Source organism: Streptomyces sp. CA-294286, from assembly GCF_050947155.1.
Taxonomy (GTDB): Bacteria; Actinomycetota; Actinomycetes; order Streptomycetales; family Streptomycetaceae; genus Streptomyces.
Genome location: NZ_CP192005.1, coordinates 3,124,513 through 3,146,762, shown reverse-complemented (window position 1 = coordinate 3,146,762; position 22,250 = coordinate 3,124,513). Strand labels below are relative to the sequence as shown.

Sequence of the window (22,250 nt, the reverse complement as noted above, 5' to 3'; positions counted from 1 at the left end):
GGCGCTCACGTCACACCGCGATGGCGACCTCCGCGAGCCCGCCGGTCTGGGCAACCACCGTGCGGTCCGCCGTGCCGCCCGGGACCAGGGCGCGCAGCGTCCAGGTGCCCTCGGCGGCGTAGAAGCGGAACTGGCCGGTGGCCGAGGTGGGGACCTCGGCGGTGAACTCGCCGGTCGAGTCGAGGAGGCGGACGTAGCCCGTCACCGGCTCGCCGTTCCTGGTCACGCTGCCCTGGATGGTGGTCTCACCGGGCTTGATGGTCGAGGCGTCGGGGCCGCCGGCCTTCGCTCCACACATGTTCTGTCCTTAGGGGTTGAGGGGCCGGACTACTTGTTGGCGCCGAGCTCGATCGGAACGCCGACCAGGGAGCCGTACTCGGTCCACGAGCCGTCGTAGTTCTTGACGTTCTCCACGCCGAGCAGCTCGTGCAGGACGAACCAGGTCAGGGCCGAGCGCTCGCCGATGCGGCAGTACGCGATGGTGTCCTTGGCGAGGTCGACCTGCTCGGCCTCGTAGAGGGCCTTCAGCTCTTCGTCGGACTTGAACGTGCCGTCGTCGTTGGCGTTCTTCGACCACGGGATGTTGCGGGCGCTCGGCACGTGGCCGGGGCGCTGCGACTGCTCCTGCGGGAGGTGCGCGGGGGCGAGCAGCTTGCCGCTGAACTCGTCGGGCGAGCGCACGTCGACGAGGTTCTGGGTGTTGATCGCCTTGACGACGTCGTCGCGGTAGGCGCGGATCGACTCGTCCTGCGGCTGGGCCTTGTAGGTGGTGGCCGGGCGGGAGGGAACCTCGGCGACCAGGTCGCGGGAGTCGAGCTCCCACTTCTTGCGGCCGCCGTCCAGGAGGCGCACGTCGCCGTGCCCGTAGAGCTTGAAGTACCAGAAGGCGTACGAGGCGAACCAGTTGTTGTTGCCGCCGTAGAGGACGACGGTGGTGTCGTTGCCGATGCCCTTCTCCGACAGGAGCTTCTCGAAGCCGGCCTGGTCGACGAAGTCACGGCGGACCGGGTCCTGGAGGTCCTTGGTCCAGTCGATCCGGATGGCGTTGCGGATGTGGTTCTTCTCGTACGCGGAGGTGTCCTCGTCGACCTCGACGACGGCCACCTTCGGGTCGTCCAGGTGGGCCTCGACCCAGTCTGCGTCTACCAGTACGTCGCTGCGGCTCATGGTGTGGTTCTCCTCCGGGGCAGTTGCGGGGGGGTGTGCGCATGTGTCCGGGTACGGCTGCGAGGCCGTACGTACGGCGGCACGAAGAGCGTGAGGGGGCGGCAAGTCGCCCTGGGGAAGCGGGGGTTCGGGCGGACGCGCCCAGCGGGTCCCGCTCAGACCGCGCGGCGACAGAGCATGGCGGCGACGCGGCACAGGTCTACTGCCCGCCGCTTCGTGAGGTCCGCCTGTCGCTGCTGCATGGGACCGATCGTAAGGAGGTACGGGCGGCTGTGTCACCGGCGTGTCGCATGGTGAGACGTGATCGTCCGAGGGGTGGGACAGGAAGAGGGGCCGGGAGAACTCCCCCGGCCCCCCGCCCCGCTCGCGCGGCTCCCAGTCCTGCGGACTGGACCCTTCCGTCTCGCTATCCGGCCAGCTCCACGTTCGCGCCGCTGACGGCGACCTCCATGCCCGTTTCGACCGGGGTGATCTTGTCCAGCTTCAGGCCGTTCGGCAGGCCGCCGATGGGACGCTCGAAGTCGATCTTCTTGCGGATCATCCCTTCGAGGCCGGGGATGCCCTGTCCGGGCACGCTGTCGGCGCGCACCGCGACCATCCTGCCGCCGTCCTTGAGGCTGACGCTGGACAGGACGCTCTGCGTGATCTCGCGGCCGAGGACCGAGGCGGTGCCGGTGACCTTGACCTTGCCGTTCCCGCCGTAGGCGAGCTTGACGTCCTTGTCGCCCGCGGCACGCGTCAGATCGGCGTACGAGATGACGGCGGTACCTGCGGCGCGGGTGGCGGTGGCGGAGGAGAAGTTGCCGGTGAGGACCACGTCGTACAGCTCGGCGTTGATCTTGCCGACCGTCAGACTGCGGCCCTCGGCCTTCGTCTTCAGGCCGTCCATGGTGACGTCGACCCGGTCGAGTTCCTTGGCGAGGACCTGGGTGAGGAAGGGGAAGCCCTTGATGTCGATCTGCGGTTCGGTCGAAAGTCCCTGGCTCGCACGTACCTTGGCGGCCACCTCGGACTCGGCGTAGTTCACCGCGAGGCGGTCCACGGCGACGAAGATGCCGCCGAGGACGACACCCAGGATCAGAAGGATGCGTAGTGCGCGCATTGTCGGTGTTTCCCCCACCCGCGTTCGTTGGCCCCCGTACTGACAGTGAGCCTAACCGGTGGGGTTCACACGTAACCCGTGATGCGCGAGTGACTCAGGCGAAGGCCCGGCCCAGCAGGTAGACGGCCGGGGCCGCCAGGGCCAGCGGCAGCGCGACACCGGCCGTCATGTGCACGAAGCGCGACGGGTAGTCGTACGCGGCGACCCGCAGCCCGACCAGCGCGCACACGCCCGCCCCGAGACCGATCACGGCCCCGCCGGAACCGAGCCCGTTGACCCCGCCGACCGCGATGCCCGCGCCGGCGGCGGCGAGCAGGGCGACGACGACGGAGGCGACGGTGGGCAGCGGCAGCGCACGGGCGAACACCGCGGCGGCCACCGCGACCCCGCCGACCGCCAGGGCCTTCGGGTCGGCGGCCAGGTGCCCGGAGGCGACGACGGTGAGGGCGGCGGTGGTGACGCCCGCGGTCAGCGCGTACATCCGCTCGTCGGCGGACATCCGGTTGCGCAGATGCAGGACGAGGGTGAGCAGGACCCACACGCCGAGCGTGCCCAGGAGGGCGGTGGGCGCGTTCAGGGCGTCCACGGACAGGATCGCCACGTCCGCGACCACGCCGCCGAGGAAGGCGAGCGCGATGCCCTGCCGGGCCGGCCACATCCCGTTGAGCCGGAACCAGCCCGCCGCCATGACCGCCTGGAGCAGCACCACGGGCACGACCACAGCGAACTGCCCGATCCCCGCGGCGACCGCCAGCAGTCCGCCGAGAACAGCGGTGAGAAGCGCGGGCTTCATCCCCGGGTCGATGATCGGCGACCGGCCCTCGGCGCGGGCCCGCTGGGCGTCCGTGATGCGCGCGTTGCCCCGGGTGGCGGGCGAGCTGTACTGGGGGCCGGGGGACGAGTCGTACGAGGCGGAGGCGTGGTCCGAGGCGTGCTGGTCCGGTGCGTGATCGGAGACGCGGGGGTGCGCGGCGGTGGGGGCGGAACCGTACGCGGACTCCGGCTCCGGTGCGTGGGCGCTCGGGGACGCGGCCTGCATGGGGACCTCGGGCGGAAGCGGGTACGACCCGGAGGGGCCGACGGGGCGGGGCGGGGGGTTCTGGGGCGTGGAGTTCTGGGGCGGGAGGTTCCGGGGCGGGAGGTCTTCGTGCGCCGGGTCGGGGGCCCGGAAGCTCTGGGGCGGGAGGTAGGCGGTGTCGGCGGCGGCAGCCGGATGCGGTTGGTGGGGGTGAAGCGGGTGGTGGGGGTGAAGCGGGTGGTGGGGGTGAGGGGTTTGGTGGGTGTGCGGTGACGGGTGGGACTGGTAGGGCAGTTGCGGTTCCTGGGCCTGCGGGGGCTGGGGCTGGCCCTGCGGAGGCTGGGACTGAGGCTGGGGCTGGCCCTGCGGAGGCTGGGACTGAGGCTGGGGCTGCGGGGCGCGGTGGGACCCGGACGGGCTCGCTCCGGCGGCTCCGTGGGGCCCGGGGGAACCTCTGTGGGATCCGGAAGCACCGGGGGTCCGGGGCGGCTCGTAGGACTGCGGGTCCGAGTAGGGCTGCGGGTCCGGGTAGGACTGCGGGTCCGAGTAGCCCTGCGAGTCCGAGTAGCCCTGCGAGTCCCGGTAGCCCTGCGGATCCTGCTGCGCCTGCCGGGGCTGCGGGGCTCGGTGCACTCCAGGGGCTCCGGTGGCCTGGGGCGGCTCGTATCCCTGAGGGAACTGCTGCCCCTGCTGCGGGTTCTGGGCCCGCTGCGCCTGCTGCGGATCCTGAGCCCGAGGAGCTTGCTGGGCCTGCTGGGCCTGCTGGGCCTGCTGGGCCTGCTGGGCCTGCTGGGCCTGCTGTGGATCCTGAACCCGCGGAGCTTGCTGAGCCTGCCGGGGATCCTGGGGTCGGAGTGACTGGTGGACCGGCTGGTACTGGGTGTCCCAGGTCAGGCCGTGCCAGCTCTGCGTGGCGTACGGGTCCTGGCCCTGCCCGTGGTCCTGTCCCGTCGTCCCCCGGCCGTCCGGTCCCGTCCCGGGAGCGTCCTGTGCGGCGGGGTCGGGGAACCGCTGCTGCGGCTGGGCGGGTTCGCCGTACGGGGGCTGCTCCCCGTACCCCTGCGACGGCTGTCGCCCGTACGGGTACTGCTGGTCGTCAGCGCTCATGGTCTTCGGTCACCCTCCTGCGAACGGCGGGAGCACCTCGACCGTGCCGCCCTCGGTCAGCCGTACCGTCCCGTGGTCACGAGTCCCGACGGGGTCGCCGTCGATCAGGAACGAGCACCGCTGGAGCACCCGCACCAGCTCCCCGGGGTGCTGCGCGCGGACCGCGTCCAGCGCCTCGGCGAGCGTCTCGGCCGCGTACGGCTCCTCGCCGGTACCGGCGGCGGCCTTGGCCGCAGCCCAAAAGCGGATGGTGCCCGCTGCCATGGCGGCGCTCCTCTCGTCCTCCGTCGCCCGGTCCGGCCCGACACCTCGTGCGCGTCCGGTCCTTCGCTGGCGTCCGGCCCGTTCTTCGGCCTCGTCAGCTGTCCATGATGGGCCATCCGGCCGACCGCCCCGGTCGACCAGTACCCGTTGCGAGGTCCCGAGCCGCTTCCACCGGCGAAGCGGGTCCGGGGCCCGCGCCCCGTCCGCGTCCCGCCCCCGCCCTCCGCATCCGCCGCTTGCCCGGCTCCCGCGCCACCACACGCTTCCGTGCGCCCCCTCTGCTCCGGCACGGGCCACTCCCCGTACGAAGGGCCGTACAGCGCCGCGTGCCGACACACCACCGGTCCCGCGTCGAGAACCCCACGACGGCCGCGGTCGAGTGCCCCGGCTACCGTCCCCGGGGCACCGCGCCCGCCGGGCCGAGCACCTCCCGGCCGCCGGCCGTGGGCCGACCGCAGGACCCGTCGTGTCCCCGGAACAGGAACGTGATCAGGGCTCCCTCCTGCGAGAACGTCCGCGCCGCCCGCCGCACGGCGGCCCGCTCAAGGGCTCCGGATGACACGGTGCGCGAGGGCGAGGACGGGACGGCCGGAGGGATCTTCGCCCCCGTCCGTTCCCGGCTCGTTCAGCGTCTCGATCCGCACCGAACCGTCCGTACGGAGCGTGGCACACCGGGCCCCCAAAGTGACCAAGGGAACAGAAGCGGTGCCTGCCACGTGGGCTATTCTGCTGGGCGAAGGACTCGGGCAACGTTGCCCCCGGGTCCTTTTGTGCTTTCCGGGCGGCCTGAAATGCCGGGAAGGAGCAGGGCAGGAGAGCCGGAAACGAGGCAGGTCGGACCCCAGGGCGCGGGGGTCGTCCGCCTGTGACCGGCCGAGGCGACAAGCAGTACGAAGCAGTGCCGCAAACGCCCCCGGGCTCCCGAAAGGAGCAAGGGGGACCCCCTCCCGCAGGGACCGAGGAGGAACCGACGTTATGGGCGAGCGAACCGTGCATCCACCGCATACGACGAGTACGACGACCGGTACGAGGGGTGCGGGTCGTACGACTCCTGCGACCCGCACGACAACCGTGCGTGCGACTGCCACTCGTACGACGACCACGAGCATCCGGGCAGGTGAAGCGCGATGAGCTCTCTGCTGCTCCTCACCAATGCCCTCCAGCCGTCGGCGGAGGTGCTCCCCGCTCTCGGCCTGCTGCTGCACACCGTGCGGGTGGCCCCCGCCGAGGGCCCCGCCCTGGTGGACACCCCGGGCGCCGACACGATCCTCATCGACGGCCGCCGCGACCTTCCGCAGGTCAGGTCGCTGTGCCAGCTGCTGCGTTCCACCGGGCCCGGGTGCCCGCTGATCCTCGTCGTCACGGAGGGCGGTCTTGCCGCCGTGACCGCGGACTGGGGCGTCGACGACGTGCTCCTGGACACGGCGGGCCCTGCCGAGGTCGAGGCGCGGCTGCGACTCGCGATGGGCCGCCAGAACATGGTCGCCGACGACGTACCCACCGAGATCCGCAACGGCGACCTGTCGGTGGACGAGGCCACGTACAGCGCGAAGCTCAAGGGGCGGGTCCTGGACCTCACTTTCAAGGAGTTCGAGCTGCTGAAGTACCTCGCGCAGCACCCCGGCCGGGTCTTCACCCGGGCGCAGCTCCTCCAGGAGGTGTGGGGCTACGACTACTTCGGCGGTACGCGGACGGTCGACGTGCACGTACGGCGGCTGCGCGCGAAGCTCGGCGTCGAGAACGAGGCTCTCATCGGGACGGTGCGGAACGTGGGCTACCGCTTCGTGGTGCCGGAGAAGGTCGAGCAGGCCGCCGAGGACGCCAAGGCGGCGGGAGCGTCGGCACGGGAGGTCGAGAAGGCGCGGGCGCGGGCTTCCGCCTCGGTAGCCCGTACGGCCGAATCGCCCGTACGCGAGTAAGTCGGCGCAAGTCGGCTCGATCCTTGGGACGACCGGCCTGTGACCTGGTCCATCCGCGTAGACTCCTGCGCGTGGCCAAGGTGACGCGGGACGATGTGGCACGACTGGCGGGTACTTCCACCGCGGTCGTCAGTTACGTCATCAACAACGGACCCCGGCCGGTCGCCCCGGCCACGCGCGAGCGTGTCCTCGCCGCGATCAAGGAACTGGGCTACCGCCCGGACCGGGTCGCGCAGGCCATGGCGTCCCGGCGGACCGATCTCATAGGCATGATCGTCCCCGATGCCCGGCAGCCGTTCTTCGCGGAGATGACGCACGCCGTCGAGCAGGCCGCCGCCGAGCGCGGGAAAATGGTGCTCGTCGGCAACTCCGACTACCGCAACGAACGCGAGATCCACTACCTGCGGGCCTTCCTCGGCATGCGAGTGTCCGGGCTCATCCTGGTCAGCCAGGGCATGAGCGAGAGCGCGGCGGCGGAGATCGACGCGTGGGACGCCCGGGTGGTGCTCCTGCACGAGCGGCCGGAGGCCATCGACGACGTCGCGGTCGTGACGGACGACGTGGGCGGTGCGCAGCTCGCGACGCGCCACCTGCTGGAACACGGCCACGCGTACGTGGTGTGCCTCGGCGGCGTCGAGTCCACCCCGTCCGTGGGCGACCCGGTGGCCGACCACATCGAGGGCTGGCGGCGGGCCATGCGGGAATCCGGGCGGTCGACGGAGGGCCGGCTGGTGCAGGCCCCCTACGACAGGTACGCGGCCTACGAGGTGGCGCTCGGACTGCTGGCCGGGCCCGAGCGACCGCCCGCGATCTTCTGCTCGACGGACGACCAGGCGATCGGGGTGCTGCGGGCGGCCCGTGAGCTGCGCATCGACGTGCCGGGGGAGCTGGCGGTGGTCGGCTTCGACAACGTCAAGGAGGCGGCGCTGACGGACCCGCCGCTGACGACGATCTCCTCGGACCGGCCGGCGATGGCACGCGCGGCGGTGGACCTCGTCCTCGACGACGGGCTGCGGGTGGCGGGGTCGCGACGGGAACGGGTCAAGCAGTTCCCCTCGGCGCTGATCGTCCGCAGGTCCTGCGGCTGCGGGTAGCGGGCGTCGTCACGGGGCGCGGCGTGGCGCACACCGCGGCCCTCCTGCGCGGCGGGGCGGAAGCGGGGCGTGTCCGGGCCGGTGGGATGCGTCCGGCCCGGTGGGATGCGTCCGGCCCGGTGGGACGCGTCCGGCCCGGTGGGACGCGTCCGGCCCGGTGGGACGTGTTCGGTCCGGTGGGACGTGTTCGGTCCGGTGCGGGTGGTTGCTGTTGCCTGCGGCGCCTGCCCCTCCCCGCCCCTTCCCGAAACTGCTCGCCGCAGGGCCGGGTTCTTCCGTGCGGGCGCGTGAGGCTCACCCGCGCAGTTCCCCGCGCCCCTGACGGGCCGCTGCCGCACGCCTCCCTCCCCCCGCAGCCCCCTCGGGCGGCGGGGCCGCCGAACGTCAGCCCCCTTGGGCGCCGGGGCCACCGGTCGTCAGCCACCTTGGGCGCCGGGGCCGCCTGACGTCAGCCACCTTGGGCGGCGGGGCCGCCCCCCGGGGGCGGAACGGGCGGGCAAGGGGGCGGCCCCCACCGGAGGTGCACCCCCCGCCCTACGCCCAGCCACCCTCACGCACGCGCACTCCCACGCACCCGCACCCGCACCCACGCACACACTCCCCCACACGCACCCACACGCACCCGCAACCGCACCCCCTCACCCCACCCCACCCCTTATACCGGGCATACAGGAATCTGCCGCCCTTCTTAACTCCCCCTCAGACAGTTCTCATCCAGCCCGCCCAAGCTCATGAACATGACGACGACACCCCCGCCCCCGCACCCCGAGTCCGCCCCCACCGCCTCCTACGCCGGCTTCCCCCCGCCCCCGCCGCACGCCCCCACCGCGCATCGCCGCCGCGCCGGGCGGCCCGTCGCGCTGCTGGCGGCGGTGGCGCTCGTCGCCGCGACGGCCGGGGGCGGTGCCGCGTACCTGACCGAGCGGTACACCGGCGACGGCAGCGGCGTGAACAGCGCCGCCGCCCCCGGCAGCAACGTCTCGCAGTCCAGCATGGGCACCGTCTCCGGCATCGCCCAGGCCGTCGGCCCCGCCATCGTCGAGATCAGCGCGACCTCGTCCGCGGGCGCCTCCACCGGCTCCGGCGTGATCCTGACCGCCGACGGCGAGGTCATCACGAACAACCACGTCGTCGCGGGAGCCGACACCGTCAAGGTGAAGCTCTCCTCCGGCAAGACGTACACCGCGAAGGTCGTCGGCACCGACCCCGACAAGGACCTCGCACTGCTCAAGCTCCAGGACGCGAGCAAGCTCCCCACCGCCAAGCTCGGCAGCAGCAAGGACGTCAAGGTCGGCGACCAGGTCGTCGCCATCGGCTCCCCCGAGGGCCTCTCCGGCACGGTCACCAGCGGCATCGTCTCCGCCCTCGACCGTGACGTGACGGTCTCCAAGGAGCAGGACAAGGGACGGTCCGACGGCCGACAGCAGGGCGGCGGCTGGCCCTTCGAATTCGGCGGCGAGAGCTTCAACGGCGACACCGGCCGGTCCAAGACCACGTACAAGGCCATCCAGACCGACGCCTCCCTCAACCCAGGCAACTCCGGGGGTGCGCTGATCAACATGCGCGGCGAGATCATCGGCATCAACTCCGCCATGTACGCCCCGAGTTCCGGCAGTGGCGGCGGATCCGGCAGCGTCGGGCTGGGCTTCGCGATCCCCTCCGACACCGTGAAGGCCGACCTGGACAGCCTGCGCAAGGGCGGAACGGGCGACGACTCCTCCTCCGGCCAGGGACAGGACAGCGACGGCAGCACCGACAGGCGCGACCCCTTCTCCGGCTTCGGCGTGTAAAGCTGGGATCGCCCCCGCCACCCCGACCGGAGACGGCTCCGGAGAAGACCAGGACACCAGGACCTCATGACCCCCGCGAGTTCCCCCACGCCCCCCGCCGAGGACCGTCCCGCCACCGAACGCATCCTCGTCGTCGACGACGAACCCGCGGTACGGGAGGCCCTCCAGCGCAGCCTCGCCTTCGAGGGGTACGGAACGGAGGTCGCCGCCGACGGCATCGAGGCCCTGGAGAAGACGTCCTCGTACGCACCGGACCTGATCGTCCTGGACATCCAGATGCCCCGCATGGACGGCCTGACCGCGGCCCGCCGCCTGCGCCACGGCGGTGACACGACGCCCATCCTGATGCTGACCGCCCGCGACACGGTCGGCGACCGGGTGTCCGGGCTCGACGCGGGCGCCGACGACTACCTCGTGAAGCCCTTCGAACTCGACGAACTCTTCGCACGCGTACGGGCCTTGCTCCGCCGCAGCTCGTACGCGGCGGCAGCGGGCCTGCCGCCCACCCCCGGCGACGTCCTGACCTTCGCCGATCTGCGCATGGACATGGTGACCCGGGAGGTTACCCGGGGCGGGCGCCAAGTCGACCTGACGCGCACCGAGTTCACCCTGTTGGAAATGTTCCTCTCGCACCCCCGACAGGTCCTCACCAGGGAGCAGATCCTCAAGTCCGTCTGGGGCTTCGACTTCGAGCCGTCGTCCAACTCGCTGGACGTGTACGTGATGTACCTGCGCCGCAAGACGGAAGCGGGCGGGGAACCGCGCCTGGTGCACACCGTGCGGGGCGTCGGGTACGCCCTGCGGTCCGACCAGTGACCGGGCCGACCGACGACGGGCCCACGAACCGGCCGACGAACGGGCCGACGGACGGGGCGGGGTCCGTATCGTCGAACGGTCGGGGGTCCGTACCGTCGGGCGGGCCGGACACCGGACGGGGGCCCGCACCATCCGGCGGGCCGCAGGCCGTGGCCGCCGCGGGGCCGGGGAGATCCGTGCCGTCGGGCGGGCCACTGGGCCGGTTCCGGCGGTTGCCGTTGCGTTCACGGCTGGCGCTGCTGGTGACCACGGCGGTGGCCCTCGCCGTCGCCGCAGCGTCGGTGACCTGCTGGTTCGTCACGCGGGACACCCTGGTGAACTCGCTGGACACCGCGCTGAGCAGCAACCACCCCGACGACGGCGACGTCGTCCGGCAGATCGACATCGACGCGGTCGCGGGCCAGGCGCGGTGCGTGCGCCAGATCCCCGGCCGCGACAACCCCGACCTGTTCGACCAGACCATCCAGATCGTCGCCAAGAACGGCACGAAGTGCGTCATCTGGGGGCGGCAGTCCGTCGACGTCCGCGCGGAGGACATCGCCGTCGCCGAGCGCCAGACCACCGACGCCTTCCACAACACGGTCGCGTCCAACGGCAAGAAGTACCGGGTCTACACGTACCCGCTGCGGGGGTATCCGCAGCTTTCGCTCGCCGTCTCCGTGGCGCGCCCCCTCGGCGAGGTGGACGGCACCCTCGACGACCTCGCCCTGATCCTCGCCTTCGTCGCCGGTGTCGGTGTCCTCCTCGCGGGCGGAGCCGGCCTCTGGGTCGCCCGCAGCGGGCTGCGCCCCGTGGACCGGCTGACCGACGCCGTCGAGCACGTGGCGCGCACCGAGGACCTGGGCCTTCGCATCCCCGTCGAGGGCGACGACGAGATCGCCCGGCTCTCCGCCTCCTTCAACGCCATGACCGCCGCGCTCGCCTCCTCGCGGGACCTCCAGTCGCAGCTGATCGCCGACGCGGGCCACGAGCTGCGCACCCCGCTCACCTCGCTCCGCACCAACATCGAGCTGCTCTCCCGCAGCGAGGACACCGGGCGCGCCCTCCCGCCCGCCGACCGCAAGGCGCTCCTCAGCTCGGTCAAGGCACAGATGACGGAACTCGCCGCCCTCATCGGCGACTTGCAGGAGCTGGCCAGGCCGGAGGCCGCTCCGGGACATTCCTCGCCCAAGGTCGTCGGCCTGCACGACCTCACCCGCACCGCCTTCGACCGCGCCCGTCTGCGCGGCCCCGAACTCACCTTCACCACCTCGCTGGCGCCCTGGTACGTACGGGCCGAACCGGCCGCTCTGGAACGTGCCCTCGTCAACGTCCTCGACAACGCCGTCAAGTTCAGCCCGCCGGGCGGCTCCGTGGACGTCCGTCTCCATCTCGGGACGCTCACCGTCCGCGACCACGGCCCCGGCATCCCGCCCGCCGAACTCCCCCACGTCTTCGAACGCTTCTGGCGCTCCCCCACCGCCCGCGCCCTCCCCGGCTCCGGCCTCGGGCTGTCGATCGTCGCCCGTACGGTCCGCGAGGCGGGTGGCGACGTCGCACTCCGCCCTCCGGAGGACGGCGGCCCCGGCACGGAAGCAGTGATCCGCCTACCGGGCGCGCCGACCCCTCCGCCGACGGATGTTCCGTAAAGCTGCCCCAACACGAAGGTGCTGGCCGCGGGGGGCTTCGGGGCGGTGACGCAGGACGGATCGGGCCGGGTCGGCGCGCAGTTTGGTGAGGATGCGCGACAAGCGCACAGTCCCCCCGGCAGACCCCCGGTCAGACGGTGACGACCGCAGACTTCCAAGCACGGGCAACGTGCCCCGCCGTCGCCTGGCCGACCGACCGGATCCGCGCTGTGGAGTGCCCGACGGGCTTGTTCCCCGATCGTCCTGCGGCATCGCGAATGGGAGGCTGGCTGGATGGATACGTTCGCGGACCGACTCGACGGAGGGATGAAGTGGTGGGAGGCCGCCATCGAAGAGGCCCAGGAAGGACGCTGGGTCCGTGACGAGGTGGAACGCCGAGTGATCAAGGACATCTGTGCTGCCACCAACCCCCTCCACGGCGGGAGGACGGCCCCGTTCACGGCGGATACGTGGCACGTGCGCATCGGGAGGATTGCGAACTGGGCCGGGGTGCTGCGTCTCGCGGCCCGCTCAGGCGGCTGGGTGCTCGAACCGGTCGCCCGACGCAACCCGCCGGCTTCTGCCGGGATGGCCGAGCTGCTGTCGGGCATCTACGCAATCGGCGAGCAGGGGGAGATCTGGATGGAGCAGTTCATGAAAGGCGGACTGCCCCCAAAGAACGCGCTCGCGAAGGCTGAGTGCTTCCTCACCGGACCAGGATCCATCGAGGACCTTGAGCTCTTCTTCTACGACTGAGTGACCGCCTGCCCGTCGTCGCCAACGGGTCCGGTCGAGGACGGCGGCAGGGGAGAGAACTACCTGGTAGGCGATGGAGCTCGGCACTCACCGCCGTGCGGAGCAAACGCCTCACCGCAAGGCCCTCCCCCGCACTGGCCGCTGGACGGAACGGCCCCGACCTGCCCTGGCACGATGACGGCCATGAATCACCCGTCGCACCCACGCCCCCGTATCGGTTCCGACCAAACCGCCGCGGACATCCGTGCGGCCGGCCGACTCGTCTCCGCGCGTTATCCGGAGGCGACCGGCGCGGTGCTGGGCGGTTCCGCCGCCCGGGGTCAGTCCACCGCAAGCAGTGACCTCGACATCACAGTCCTGCTCCCTGACCACGGCAGGAGGCGTCGTGAGGTGCTTCGTCACGACGACCGCTTGGCAGAGGTCTTCCTCAACAGTCGCTCCGACCTGCGGGCCGCCTTCGCGGAAAGCCGCACCACGCGCAGGGCGACAGCACTCTTCCTCTTCGCCGACTCCATCGTTCTCCACGATGCCGACGGCCATGTGGAGGCGCTTCGCCAAGAAGCGGAAGCCCTCTTGGCAGCAGGCCCGGATCCCCTGACAAGGGCCGAGCGCGATGCCCAGCGGGCCCTGCTGACAGACCTCGTGGACGACCTCGCTGCCACCAGCTCCCACGGGGACCCGCACGAACAACTGGCGGTCGCGGACCGAGTACTGCGCGAAGCCGCACACTTGCTCACGGCGCACCGTCGCAGGTGGAACGGTGCCGGGAAGTGGCTGCCCAGACGCCTGAAAGCAGCTGATCCCGACATCGGGCAAAATCTGCTCGACGGACACCTCGCCCTGGCCAGACACGCTGATCCGACGCCACTGACGACCTCAGTCATGCGAGTGCTGAACCTGACAGGCGGGCCTCTCCGCGAAGGCTACGTCGACCGCTGACACCCCGCAGAACCACGCGAGAACGGCCGACACCGGCGACCACGAGTTCCGGCAGTTCGCGAGGCACCCACGCGGCCACTGCGGGCTTGCCCACGATGGGAGGCGGCCGTGATCCGAACGTCATCGACGGAGAGTCCTGGCGGACGTCGCGCCACTCCCGCTCGGGGGTTCGCGGTACACCGGCTCCGCGACGGGTCAGCTCGGATCGGCATAGACGCACTCGTCTACCTGCCGCGCCTCCGGCCGCGTGACCGGCGGCCCGGGGTGACGTCACCGGCAGTTCCACCCCGCCGCAGTCGCATCTCCCGGCGGATACGGGCAGCCTTGCCGCGTACGGCCCTCGGGGACGGCCCGCAGGCGGGGTCCGTACAGCCGGGACGCCCGCACCCGCCGTGTTCCCCGGTCGCGCACCGCACCGGCTCCGTGCTCCGGCAGGGCCGGCACAGCCCGCCCGTCAGCTCCTCGGGTCGCCCCGCCGCGCCGCAGCCGACGCACTCCGTCATGGCCACGCCGAGGGGAACGGGCGGGAGTTCGGGCGGCAGCTTGGAGAGCAAGCGCGACTGTACGAATCCGAAGGGGTGGGTGATGCGCGCAGGCAGCAACAGCGTCAGTGCGTAGACGAGTTGGGTCTCGCTCGCTCCGCGCCGGAACCACTCCCCCGCCGTCTCCGCCAGCGCGTAACACTCGCCCTCCGACAGCGCCAACTGCGGCTCGCGCCGCCCGAGCCGGGCCAGCGCACGGAAGCCGCGCCCCTCGTGCCCGCCCCCGCCCTGCGGCTCGCCGGGCTCCGCGTCCACGTACCCGGACGACGGCACGCTGTCGGTGAAGACGTCGTGCCACCAGGCGGCGGGCCTGGGCGTACGGCTGAAGTAGGACTCGGTGACGTACCGGACGTTGCCCTGGTCGTCCATGAGGCCCGTGCGGCGGCGGCGCAGGTGCCCGGCGTCGGTGAGGCGGTTGAGGGCGGTACCGATCGCGCACTGGCCGTAGTCGGCCATCTCCCGGGCGAGGGTCTTGATGCTGATGTCGGCACCCTCGGGCAACCGGTCGATGTACTGGGCGATGGCCGCTTCACGCCTGGGCAGGTGTACGAAATCGCCCTTGCGGCGCGGCTGTTGGTCGGGGGCGGCCCGCTTGCCGAAGCCGGGGGAGGCCATCGGGTGGGCGGGGGCATGGGGGGTACGACTAAGCTGGCCAACAGCCATGAGATCGGGCCTAACGATCGAAGTGGTAAGGCCTCTGTGTGGTGCGCTAACACCCACAGGGGCCGCTTTGTTGTGACGGACCGTACACGCTCACCACGCACCGCCGCCACTCGGTCACTACTTGTCACCCGCCGTGCTTCGAAGGCGAGTTGGGGGACAGCGCGTCGCCGACGCGCGCGGGTGCGTACGCGCGAAGGACGGGTGGGTGGGTAGGTTCCCACCGGCCTCTTCCGAGTAAAGACCGCTCGACTCTCATACCTCGAAGCTCGAGCATCCAATGCCCGGTCAAGCCACCGGTGAACGCACGGACTTCGACGGCTCCGGGGACGAGTGGAGAGCCGACAGCGGTGCCCGACAGGCCGCGCAGCGGCTCGTACCGTTCATCCACAGAACGATCTTCTCGCACGCGGGGCACAGCACCGCAGAGCCCCCGTCCTCGGCGCTCACCTCTGTTCCGCCGCCCACCTGCGCTCCAGCAACGGATGCTGGTGCCTCCGTACGTCGGCCTCAAGGGCCAGGAGCAGGTTGAGCCTCCGGGCCAGGTGCAGGCAGTCCACGGCGCTCAGCCGCCCGAGGTCGAGCGGGACCCCCGGTTCGTCGAGGCACAGGGTGAGGTGCGGGAGAAGGGTGCCGACTTTCACCATGGCGGCGAAGAGTTCGTTGAAAGCGACGGTGGCCGTCTGGTTCTGCCTCTCCACAGCGGTGTCGCGTGGGGGTGTGGTGGGGATTCGGGGCTCGATGGTCATGCCTCTGCTTCCTGCTCGCGCAGTGGAACTGCGTTGTTCTTCCTCCAGGTTGGCGACGCTTGGTTACGATCGGTAGGAGTTCGCTACCGGAGCGCAATCGAGGTACTGGGCATATGCCAAAGGCGCGGGAGCCAGACCCCAGCGAGAACATCGAGCAGTACATCGGCAATGTGGTCCAGGAAGCGCGGTTGGCCAGGGCGCGGGCCAAGATCCCGGGCGAGGACTGGTCGCAGACCTTCCTCGCGAAGCGGGTCTTCACCAGCCAGTCCCGGATCTCGGAAGTGGAGACGGGGGACGCGCCGCCGGACACGGAGCTGGCGCGAAAGCTGGAATCCGTGCTGGAGCTGCGCCGCGATCAGCTGGTGAATCTGGTCCGGATTTTGGAGCAGGACACGGTTCGGGACTACGCAAAGCCCTTCCTGCGGCGCCAAGCACAGGCAGAACTGATGCACGCGTGCGGGCCTGTCGTACCCGGGTTGCTCCAAACGCCGGACTACACACGCGAACTGTTGCTATCCGGTCAGGCAGGCGACCCGAAGGACATCGAATCCTTCGTGGAACAGCGCATGGCGCGTCAAGTCGTGTGGGAGAGGGACAGCCCTCCATGGATGTCCGCCGTGCTGGCTGAATCGGTGCTGCACGGGGCTACCGGTCCGCAGCTCAAGAAGCTGTTGGAAGCTCAGGAGACGCCGAACATCACCTTGCGCGTTCTTCCGAACCGAGCCGGACACGTACTGGGGACCATGATGATCCTTACCCTCCCCAATGGCGCCCGAGGTGCCTATACGGAGGGCTTTGATACCGGTCATTACAGCGAGGAATTGGCCCAAGTCCTGCGATTCCAGAAGGTTTATGATCGGCTGGCCGCCGACTCGATGTCAGCCGAGGCGTCCACTGCGGCAATCCACGAGGCACTGAAGAGGTTCCGTTGAGCGGCGACACCCTGAACTGGCAGAAGTCCTCGTACAGCAGCGGAGGTAGCAACGACTGCGTCGAGATCGCCGACAACACCCCTGGCCGCACCCACCTCCGCGACACCAAACTTGCCGACGCCAGCCCCGTCATCACCGTCACCGACCACGCCTGGACCACCTTCCTGACCCTGATCACATAGCGCAGCGCTCGCCGGCGAGACACCGAGGAGTTCCGTTGAACAACGAGCCCCTGAACTGGCACAAGTCCACCTACAGCGGTGGGGACGGCAACGACTGCGTCGAGATCGCCGACAACACCCCCGGCCGCACCCACCTCCGCGACACCAAACTTGCCGACGCCAGTCCCGTCATCACCGTCACCGACCACGCCTGGACCACCTTCCTGACCGTGGTCAAGTAACCCTGCGCTCGCCCCCCGGCACCGGCCCACACTGGGCGGTCCCGCGCCGCCAAGCTCCCCGGCACTTGCCCACGCACCGTTTCGCCGACTGGGGCAAGCACCAGGGGACTCAACGCCCGCACGCCCGAGTGCCACGTGCCACGCGCGCGCCCGTCAGGTGTCGCCCCGCGACCTGAAGATCCGCCACCCGAAACAGACGGCCCCGCACCCTCCCACCGCGATCCCCGCCCCACACAGCACCGTCGCCCAGGCACTCAGCCCCTGTCGGATCCACAGCAGTCCCACGACGACGAGCGCGAGGGACAGGAGCAGTCGCTGAACGTCACTCGTGTCGCGGCGACCGGTCGGTCGCGAGTAGCCGTGCATGTGTACGTCACGCCCTTCATGCTGATGTCCCGCCATCCGACCTGCACCCTTGTCGGTACCCCCACCGCCGCCCCCGCTCCCCTTCCGGCAGTCGTAGCCTCGCGTAGTGAGCTTCCCGAGGTCTCTTTTGCGAGCAGCGGCCATGCGCGGCACCGGAAGGAATTCCCGCGACTGACGCCCCGCGAACCGTTGTGCGCTGGGCGAGGAACGCGTACGACTCCTGCTGCTGCATGGATTGTTGCGGCCGGTGGACGTGGACCGTCCCCTCGCCGCCCTCTCCGTCGGGCAGCGGCGCAAGCTGGCCCTCGGCGCGCTCGTCGCCGAACCCGTCGACCTGCTCCTCCTCGACGAGCCGACGAACCACTTCTCCCCCGCCCTGGTGGAGGAGCTGGAGGCGGCCCTCGCGACGTACTCCGGCACCCTGGTCGTCGCCTCGCACGACCGACTCCTGCGGGAACGGTTCGCGGACAGCGAGCGGCTGGCGCCGGCGGCTGGGTGAACCCCGTCCACGACCCCGCACGCGCCAGGGGCGGCACCCGGGAGATTCCGGGCGCCGCCCCTGAGCAGCGGCCTCAGATCCGCCGCCGTACCTCCGCCGCGAACTGCTCCGCACCGCCCTTCGCCAGCCGATCGAGCAGCCCGTGCAAGTCCTTGGGTTCGCGCTGGTAGCGAGCCACCTGCTCCCGCAGCACGAGCATGACGCGCACCGGGGCGAGATCCAGAAGGTCGAGGAGGAAGTCATCGGGGCTCAGCACCTCGATGTCGTACGGTTCGGTCGCCTCGCCGGGGAAGTCACGCAGGTTGCGAGTGACCACGCAATGCGATTCGCCGCGCACGGCAGCCGCAAGGACGTGCCGGTCCTTGGCGTCATTACGCATCACCGGCACGAGCGAGTCGTACCCGGTCACCGCGCTGTACGGGAATGCCTGCGACATGGCTTCAACCAGCATCTTGGCCCTGTCCTCGGAGATCCGTTTCGCGAGATTGCGCCGGAGCTCCTCCAGGATGTCCGCAGACCACAGGGGCTCGTAGAGTTCCGCCACGGCCAGCCCGAGCAGGGTGTCCCGCAGGTAGTGGGGATAGAGGACACATGTGTCGAGAACGATGCGCTGCACGATGATCCCAGTGGGTCAGTTGCCGTACAGCCCGGATTCTTCGGTCAGTTCAACGAGTCTGTCCAGGCCGCCGCGCCTCTCGGAACGGCGTAGGTCCCGGTAGGCGAGCACATCGGAAAGCAGCACACGACGATGGCGTCCGGGGCGAGTGAACGGGAGCTTGCCCTCGTCGAGGATCTTCACGAAGGTCGGACGGCTGACTCCGAGGAGATCCGCCGCCTCCTGAGTGGTCAGTATCGTGTTCACGGGGGCGACGGTGACCGCCTTGCCCTCGGACAGCGTACGGACGGCGGCGAGGAGGATCTCGTACACCTCGACGGGCAGAGTGTGCGCCGTGCCGTCGGGGCCGCGCAACACCGCCGGCTCGGCCGCGTGCGGCGTGCGGTCGAGAAACGCGCGCAGCTCCGCGATCTCCGCCCGGTGCTCGGGCAGGAGTGTCCGGTCCTCTGCTGTGCTGTGCATGACGGGTCTCCCTCGTTCAGGGCTTCAAGAGTACTCTGAAACGAAAGAAACGAAAGCGCCCGCCGTTCGGGCACGCGCGTAGAGGTTGACCGAAGGCGGCCGGGTGAACCCCGTCCACGACCCCGCACGCGCCAGGGGCGGCACCCGGGAGATTCCGGGCGCCGCCCCTGGTGGGTCGAGGTGCGGACGTACTACTTCACGATCGTGATGCGGTCGGCCACCGGCGGGGCGAGCGGCTTGGTCGGGCTGGAGTTCGCGGCCAGGTAGGCGTTGAAGACGTCCAGGTCGGAGGCCGCGTTGAGCTTGTTCTTGCCCAGGGCGAGGGCGGGGAAGTTGTCGCCGCCGCCGGCCAGGAACTCGTTCATGGCGACGCGGTAGGTCCTGGCCGGGTCGATCGCCTCACCGTTGAGCTTGATGGTGGCGGCGTCGACGCGGTCCGCGCCGGTCTTGGTGAGGTCGAGGGTGTAGGTGAGGCCCCGGGAGATCTGGAGGATCTTCGGGGACTCCTCGTTCTTGCCGCTGACCTGCTGCTTCAGTGCGGCGATGAGGTCCGCGCCGGTCAGGTCGACGACGTTCATGAGGTTGGTGAAGGGCTGGACGGTGAAGGCCTCGCCGTAGGTGACGACGCCGTCCCCTTCCGTGCCGGACGCCTTGTACACGAGGTCGGAGCGGATGCCGCCCGGGTTCATGAGGGCGAGCTGGGCGCCGCCCTTGTCGGCGGGGGCCAGGCCGGTGAGCTGGGCGTCCGCGATCAGGTTGCCGAGCGGCTTCTCGTACGCCGTGGAACCGCGGCCGTTGATGTCGGCGGAGATGTAGCCCTGCGGCCGGTTGGCGATGGGGGCGGCGAGGGTGTTCCAGCGGTTGATCAGCTGCGTCATGTCCGCGGCCTTGGGCTGGTCACGGGTGACGACGTAGTTCTTCGAGGTGGCCGACTTGGCCGTCGTACGGACGATGTCCTTGGTACGGCGGTCGTAGGTGAGCGTCGTGTCCGTGTACGCCTTGCCGAAGGACGACGCCGAGGTCACCAGGCGGGGCTTGCCGGACGGGTCCGGCACGGTGCAGACGTACGCCTGGTGGGTGTGACCGGTGACCAGGGCGTCGACCTTCGGGGTGATGCCCTTGGCGATCTCGACGATCGGCCCGGAGATCCCGTCCCCGGCGCCGGGGCTGTCGCAGTTGTAGTTGTACGAGGAGGAGGCCGGGGCGCCGCCCTCGTGGATCAGCGCGACGATGGACTTCACGCCCTGCCGGTCGAGCTCCTTGGCGTACTTGTTGACCGTCTCGATCTCGTCGTGGAACTTCAGTCCCTTGACGCCCGCCGCCGTGACGATGCCCGGGGTGTTCTCCAGGGTCACGCCGATGAAGCCGATCTTGACGCCGTCCTTCTTCCAGACGGTGTACGGCTTCAGGAGCGGCTTGCCGGTCTTCTCCTTGGTGACGTTGGCCGCCAGGTACGGGAACTCGGCGCCCTTGAACTTCTTCGGCTTGCCCTTCGCGTCCTTCTCGAAGCAGCCCTCGGTGGGGTGGCAGCCGCCGTTCTGTATCCGCACGAGTTCTGCGGCGCCCTCGTCGAACTCGTGGTTGCCGACGGACGACACGTCGAGCTTCATCTTGTTGAGCGCTTCGACGGTCGGCTCGTCGTGGAAGAGCCCCGAGAGCATGGGGCTGCCGCCGATCATGTCTCCCGCGGCGGCCGTGATCGAGTACTTCTTGCCCTTGCGTGCCTCGCGGAGGCTGGTCGCCAGGTACTCGGCGCCACCGGCCGGTATCGCCTTCACCGTGCCGTCGGGCTGCGTCTCGTTGACCATGCCGGCGGAACCGGCCGGGGGCTCCAGGTTGCCGTGCAGGTCGTTGAAGGAGAGGAGCTGTACGTCAACGGTGCGCGACGACGGCTTGGGGTGGCCGTGGCCGTGGCCATGGCCGTTCCCGTTTCCGTTTCCGTGACCGTTGCCGTTGCCGTTTCCGTTGCCGGAGCGGCTTTCCGTCGAGGTGGGAGCGTTCTGGCTCTGCGCGGCTGCGGGCATCGCGGCGACGAGCGCGCCTGCGGTGGTCAGACCGGCGGCGGCGACCAGAAACCGGCGGGCGGCACGGTTCGGGCGAGGGTTCGCTGACATCTGTCCCCTTGTGAGTTCAGCGTGAGGGTGAGGGCTGCGTTCGGCAGCCTAAAGTCAACGCGCGTAGCGCGACAGGGGGTAAGGGGTTACGAGGTGGTTTCCGTCGGCGGTACGTCAGGGTTTGAGCAACAGTCACCCGTTCGGCTGAAGGCGGACGAATATCACGCCTGCGGCATATGCGGGGCGCAAGGCTGTGCGCGTGAATGAGAAGATCGCGGCTGAGGCCGCTGCCGTTGTCCCCGCCCAGGCTTCCGGCCTGCCGCCGGGCTTCCACGAGATGGTCGACGACCTGAAGTCGATCGTGCGCGGTGCGCATGTGCGAGCGCAGCTCAAGGTGAACACCGAGATGATCCGGATGTACTGGGAGATCGGGCGCACGATCCTGGAGAAGCAGGGCGAGGAACGCTGGGGAACGAAGGTCATCGACCGCGTCGCGACGGAGCTGCGGACGGAGTTCCCGGGCCAGCGGGGGTTCAGCTCACGCAACATCAGGTACATGCAGCAGTTCGCTCGAACATGGTCCGAACGAATTGGGCAACAGCTTGTTGCCCAATTGCCCTGGGGGCACATCATCGCCCTCATGAGCCAGTGCGCGACCCGCGCCGAGCAGGAGTTCTACGCCCGCCGCGCCATCGAGCACGGCTGGTCCCGCAGTGTCCTGGACCTTCAGATCAAGCAACGCCTGCACGAGCGCGAGGGTGCCGCCCTCAACAACTTCACCCTCACCGTCCCGGACGAGTCCGACGTCCTCCTGGAGATCACCCGGGACCCGTACCTCTTCGACTTCACCGGCCTTGGCGGCAACGCCTCCGAGCGCAGCCTGGAGGACGCGCTCGTGGCCCGCATGGTCCTCTTCCTCACCGAACTCGGCACCGGGTTCGCCTTCGTCGGCCGCCAGTACCCGCTTCGGGTCGGGAACTCGGACTTCCGGCTGGACCTGCTCTTCTACCACGTGCGGCTGCACCGCTTCGTGATCATCGAGCTCAAGACCGGCCGGGCCGAGCCGGAGCACTACGGCAAGCTGAATTTCTACCTGGCCGTCGCCGACGATCTCGTACGGAACAGGGAACTGGACGGACCCACCATCGGCCTGCTCGTCGCAGCCAACCGTGACGGCGAGGTGGCCCGGTACGCACTGGAGCGGAGCGGCAGTCCGATGGCCGTCGCCACCTGGACCGGCCTGGACCGCGAGGCACAGGAGTCGCTCCCGGCCGCCGACGACCTGGCCCGCGTCGCGGACGCCGTGCTCCGGGACTACCGGACTACGGGACTACCGGACTACGGGACGAGTTGAGCACCCGAAGGACCGGACCGTCCGCCCCACCCCC

The 22,250-nt window shown here is 70.3% G+C and carries 23 protein-coding genes; 12 read left to right on the top strand and 11 right to left on the bottom strand.

Going from position 1 to position 22,250, the window contains the following annotated elements:
- Positions 1 to 10: 10 nt before the first annotated feature.
- The 6 genes from ACQPZG_RS18745 to ACQPZG_RS18720 form a co-directional block, all read right to left on the bottom strand.
- Entirely contained in the window at positions 11 to 298 is a 288-nt protein-coding gene (locus tag ACQPZG_RS18745; RefSeq protein WP_185029473.1) for a DUF1416 domain-containing protein, read from the bottom strand.
- A gap of 29 nt (positions 299 to 327) precedes the next feature.
- Positions 328 to 1,167: a sulfurtransferase gene (locus ACQPZG_RS18740; RefSeq protein ID WP_433546883.1), complete on the bottom strand. Its 840-nt coding sequence runs from the start codon at positions 1,165 to 1,167 to the stop codon at positions 328 to 330.
- A gap of 155 nt (positions 1,168 to 1,322) precedes the next feature.
- Positions 1,323 to 1,409, bottom strand: coding sequence for a putative leader peptide (locus ACQPZG_RS18735; RefSeq protein ID WP_362423585.1), 87 nt, complete (start codon positions 1,407 to 1,409; stop codon positions 1,323 to 1,325).
- A 164-nt stretch (positions 1,410 to 1,573) separates the two neighbouring features.
- A complete protein-coding gene (locus ACQPZG_RS18730; RefSeq protein WP_433546882.1) occupies positions 1,574 to 2,269 on the bottom strand; it encodes an LmeA family phospholipid-binding protein in 696 nt (231 codons plus the stop codon).
- 94 nt (positions 2,270 to 2,363) lie between these two features.
- Positions 2,364 to 4,394, bottom strand: a complete 2,031-nt coding sequence (locus tag ACQPZG_RS18725; protein ID WP_433546881.1) for a hypothetical protein — start codon at positions 4,392 to 4,394, stop codon at positions 2,364 to 2,366.
- Positions 4,395 to 4,403: 9 nt separating this feature from the next.
- On the bottom strand, positions 4,404 to 4,658 hold the full coding sequence (locus tag ACQPZG_RS18720) for a MoaD/ThiS family protein (protein WP_433546880.1): 255 nt from the start codon (positions 4,656 to 4,658) through the stop codon (positions 4,404 to 4,406).
- Between the two features lie 1,127 nt (positions 4,659 to 5,785).
- On the opposite strand from ACQPZG_RS18720, the gene ACQPZG_RS18715 reads away from it, so the two are divergent.
- The 7 genes from ACQPZG_RS18715 to ACQPZG_RS18685 all read left to right on the top strand — a co-directional run bounded on the left by ACQPZG_RS18715 (position 5,786) and on the right by ACQPZG_RS18685 (position 13,579).
- Entirely contained in the window at positions 5,786 to 6,577 is a 792-nt protein-coding gene (locus ACQPZG_RS18715; protein WP_433546879.1) for a winged helix-turn-helix transcriptional regulator, read from the top strand.
- Between the two features lie 71 nt (positions 6,578 to 6,648).
- Complete coding sequence (locus ACQPZG_RS18710) at positions 6,649 to 7,671, top strand: LacI family DNA-binding transcriptional regulator (RefSeq protein ID WP_433546878.1); 1,023 nt, start codon at positions 6,649 to 6,651, stop codon at positions 7,669 to 7,671.
- Positions 7,672 to 8,408: 737 nt separating this feature from the next.
- Positions 8,409 to 9,461 carry a S1C family serine protease gene (locus tag ACQPZG_RS18705; RefSeq protein WP_433546877.1) on the top strand — a complete coding sequence of 351 codons (1,053 nt, stop codon included), beginning with the start codon at positions 8,409 to 8,411 and terminating at the stop codon, positions 9,459 to 9,461.
- A 66-nt stretch (positions 9,462 to 9,527) separates the two neighbouring features.
- Entirely contained in the window at positions 9,528 to 10,277 is a 750-nt protein-coding gene (locus tag ACQPZG_RS18700) for a response regulator transcription factor (RefSeq protein ID WP_433546876.1), read from the top strand.
- Positions 10,278 to 10,426: 149 nt separating this feature from the next.
- Positions 10,427 to 11,905, top strand: coding sequence for a HAMP domain-containing sensor histidine kinase (locus tag ACQPZG_RS18695; protein ID WP_433546875.1), 1,479 nt, complete (start codon positions 10,427 to 10,429; stop codon positions 11,903 to 11,905).
- A 273-nt stretch (positions 11,906 to 12,178) separates the two neighbouring features.
- On the top strand, positions 12,179 to 12,640 hold the full coding sequence (locus ACQPZG_RS18690) for a hypothetical protein (protein ID WP_433546874.1): 462 nt from the start codon (positions 12,179 to 12,181) through the stop codon (positions 12,638 to 12,640).
- Between the two features lie 183 nt (positions 12,641 to 12,823).
- Positions 12,824 to 13,579: a nucleotidyltransferase domain-containing protein gene (locus ACQPZG_RS18685; RefSeq protein ID WP_433546873.1), complete on the top strand. Its 756-nt coding sequence runs from the start codon at positions 12,824 to 12,826 to the stop codon at positions 13,577 to 13,579.
- Positions 13,580 to 13,803: 224 nt separating this feature from the next.
- Here ACQPZG_RS18685 and ACQPZG_RS18680 read toward each other — a convergent pair whose 3' ends face one another.
- Positions 13,804 to 14,784 carry a hypothetical protein gene (locus ACQPZG_RS18680; RefSeq protein WP_433546872.1) on the bottom strand — a complete coding sequence of 327 codons (981 nt, stop codon included), beginning with the start codon at positions 14,782 to 14,784 and terminating at the stop codon, positions 13,804 to 13,806.
- A gap of 443 nt (positions 14,785 to 15,227) precedes the next feature.
- Positions 15,228 to 15,530, bottom strand: coding sequence for a hypothetical protein (locus ACQPZG_RS18675; RefSeq protein ID WP_433546871.1), 303 nt, complete (start codon positions 15,528 to 15,530; stop codon positions 15,228 to 15,230).
- Positions 15,531 to 15,643: 113 nt separating this feature from the next.
- Between ACQPZG_RS18675 and ACQPZG_RS18670 the strand changes: the two genes are divergently transcribed.
- The 4 genes from ACQPZG_RS18670 to ACQPZG_RS18655 all read left to right on the top strand — a co-directional run bounded on the left by ACQPZG_RS18670 (position 15,644) and on the right by ACQPZG_RS18655 (position 17,730).
- On the top strand, positions 15,644 to 16,462 hold the full coding sequence (locus ACQPZG_RS18670; protein ID WP_433546870.1) for a helix-turn-helix domain-containing protein: 819 nt from the start codon (positions 15,644 to 15,646) through the stop codon (positions 16,460 to 16,462).
- Positions 16,459 to 16,644: a DUF397 domain-containing protein gene (locus tag ACQPZG_RS18665; RefSeq protein ID WP_433546869.1), complete on the top strand. Its 186-nt coding sequence runs from the start codon at positions 16,459 to 16,461 to the stop codon at positions 16,642 to 16,644. The genes ACQPZG_RS18670 and ACQPZG_RS18665 overlap by 4 nt, the downstream gene beginning before the upstream one ends.
- A gap of 35 nt (positions 16,645 to 16,679) precedes the next feature.
- Positions 16,680 to 16,865: a DUF397 domain-containing protein gene (locus ACQPZG_RS18660; RefSeq protein WP_433546868.1), complete on the top strand. Its 186-nt coding sequence runs from the start codon at positions 16,680 to 16,682 to the stop codon at positions 16,863 to 16,865.
- A gap of 601 nt (positions 16,866 to 17,466) precedes the next feature.
- Positions 17,467 to 17,730 carry an AAA family ATPase gene (locus ACQPZG_RS18655; RefSeq protein ID WP_433546867.1) on the top strand — a complete coding sequence of 88 codons (264 nt, stop codon included), beginning with the start codon at positions 17,467 to 17,469 and terminating at the stop codon, positions 17,728 to 17,730.
- Positions 17,731 to 17,803: 73 nt separating this feature from the next.
- On the opposite strand, the gene ACQPZG_RS18650 is transcribed toward ACQPZG_RS18655, so the two are convergent.
- The 3 genes from ACQPZG_RS18650 to ACQPZG_RS18640 form a co-directional block, all read right to left on the bottom strand.
- Complete coding sequence (locus tag ACQPZG_RS18650; protein WP_433546866.1) at positions 17,804 to 18,346, bottom strand: PIN domain-containing protein; 543 nt, start codon at positions 18,344 to 18,346, stop codon at positions 17,804 to 17,806.
- 15 nt (positions 18,347 to 18,361) lie between these two features.
- Complete coding sequence (locus ACQPZG_RS18645; protein ID WP_433546865.1) at positions 18,362 to 18,808, bottom strand: helix-turn-helix domain-containing protein; 447 nt, start codon at positions 18,806 to 18,808, stop codon at positions 18,362 to 18,364.
- 191 nt (positions 18,809 to 18,999) lie between these two features.
- The gene (locus tag ACQPZG_RS18640; RefSeq protein WP_433546864.1) at positions 19,000 to 20,922 is read right to left on the bottom strand and encodes a bifunctional metallophosphatase/5'-nucleotidase; all 1,923 of its coding nucleotides are present in this window, start codon (positions 20,920 to 20,922) and stop codon (positions 19,000 to 19,002) included.
- A gap of 199 nt (positions 20,923 to 21,121) precedes the next feature.
- Between ACQPZG_RS18640 and ACQPZG_RS18635 the strand changes: the two genes are divergently transcribed.
- Positions 21,122 to 22,216 carry a PDDEXK nuclease domain-containing protein gene (locus ACQPZG_RS18635; RefSeq protein ID WP_433546863.1) on the top strand — a complete coding sequence of 365 codons (1,095 nt, stop codon included), beginning with the start codon at positions 21,122 to 21,124 and terminating at the stop codon, positions 22,214 to 22,216.
- Positions 22,217 to 22,250 lie beyond the last annotated feature (34 nt).

What these genes read in the sequence shown, in the direction of transcription:
- ACQPZG_RS18675 (WP_433546871.1), bottom strand. Translation starts at nt 15,530, where the DNA reads ATGACCATCGAGCCCCGAATCCCCACCACACCCCCACGCGACACCGCT.
- ACQPZG_RS18735 (WP_362423585.1), bottom strand. Translation starts at nt 1,409, where the DNA reads ATGCAGCAGCGACAGGCGGACCTCACGAAGCGGCGGGCAGTAGACCTG.
- ACQPZG_RS18645 (WP_433546865.1), bottom strand. Translation starts at nt 18,808, where the DNA reads ATGCACAGCACAGCAGAGGACCGGACACTCCTGCCCGAGCACCGGGCG.
- ACQPZG_RS18685 (WP_433546873.1), top strand. Translation starts at nt 12,824, where the DNA reads ATGAATCACCCGTCGCACCCACGCCCCCGTATCGGTTCCGACCAAACC.
- ACQPZG_RS18730 (WP_433546882.1), bottom strand. Translation starts at nt 2,269, where the DNA reads ATGCGCGCACTACGCATCCTTCTGATCCTGGGTGTCGTCCTCGGCGGC.
- ACQPZG_RS18670 (WP_433546870.1), top strand. Translation starts at nt 15,644, where the DNA reads ATGCCAAAGGCGCGGGAGCCAGACCCCAGCGAGAACATCGAGCAGTAC.
- ACQPZG_RS18640 (WP_433546864.1), bottom strand. Translation starts at nt 20,922, where the DNA reads ATGTCAGCGAACCCTCGCCCGAACCGTGCCGCCCGCCGGTTTCTGGTC.
- ACQPZG_RS18720 (WP_433546880.1), bottom strand. Translation starts at nt 4,658, where the DNA reads ATGGCAGCGGGCACCATCCGCTTTTGGGCTGCGGCCAAGGCCGCCGCC.
- ACQPZG_RS18740 (WP_433546883.1), bottom strand. Translation starts at nt 1,167, where the DNA reads ATGAGCCGCAGCGACGTACTGGTAGACGCAGACTGGGTCGAGGCCCAC.
- ACQPZG_RS18705 (WP_433546877.1), top strand. Translation starts at nt 8,409, where the DNA reads ATGACGACGACACCCCCGCCCCCGCACCCCGAGTCCGCCCCCACCGCC.
- ACQPZG_RS18725 (WP_433546881.1), bottom strand. Translation starts at nt 4,394, where the DNA reads ATGAGCGCTGACGACCAGCAGTACCCGTACGGGCGACAGCCGTCGCAG.
- ACQPZG_RS18680 (WP_433546872.1), bottom strand. Translation starts at nt 14,784, where the DNA reads ATGGCTGTTGGCCAGCTTAGTCGTACCCCCCATGCCCCCGCCCACCCG.
- ACQPZG_RS18745 (WP_185029473.1), bottom strand. Translation starts at nt 298, where the DNA reads ATGTGTGGAGCGAAGGCCGGCGGCCCCGACGCCTCGACCATCAAGCCC.
- ACQPZG_RS18690 (WP_433546874.1), top strand. Translation starts at nt 12,179, where the DNA reads ATGGATACGTTCGCGGACCGACTCGACGGAGGGATGAAGTGGTGGGAG.
- ACQPZG_RS18700 (WP_433546876.1), top strand. Translation starts at nt 9,528, where the DNA reads ATGACCCCCGCGAGTTCCCCCACGCCCCCCGCCGAGGACCGTCCCGCC.
- ACQPZG_RS18715 (WP_433546879.1), top strand. Translation starts at nt 5,786, where the DNA reads ATGAGCTCTCTGCTGCTCCTCACCAATGCCCTCCAGCCGTCGGCGGAG.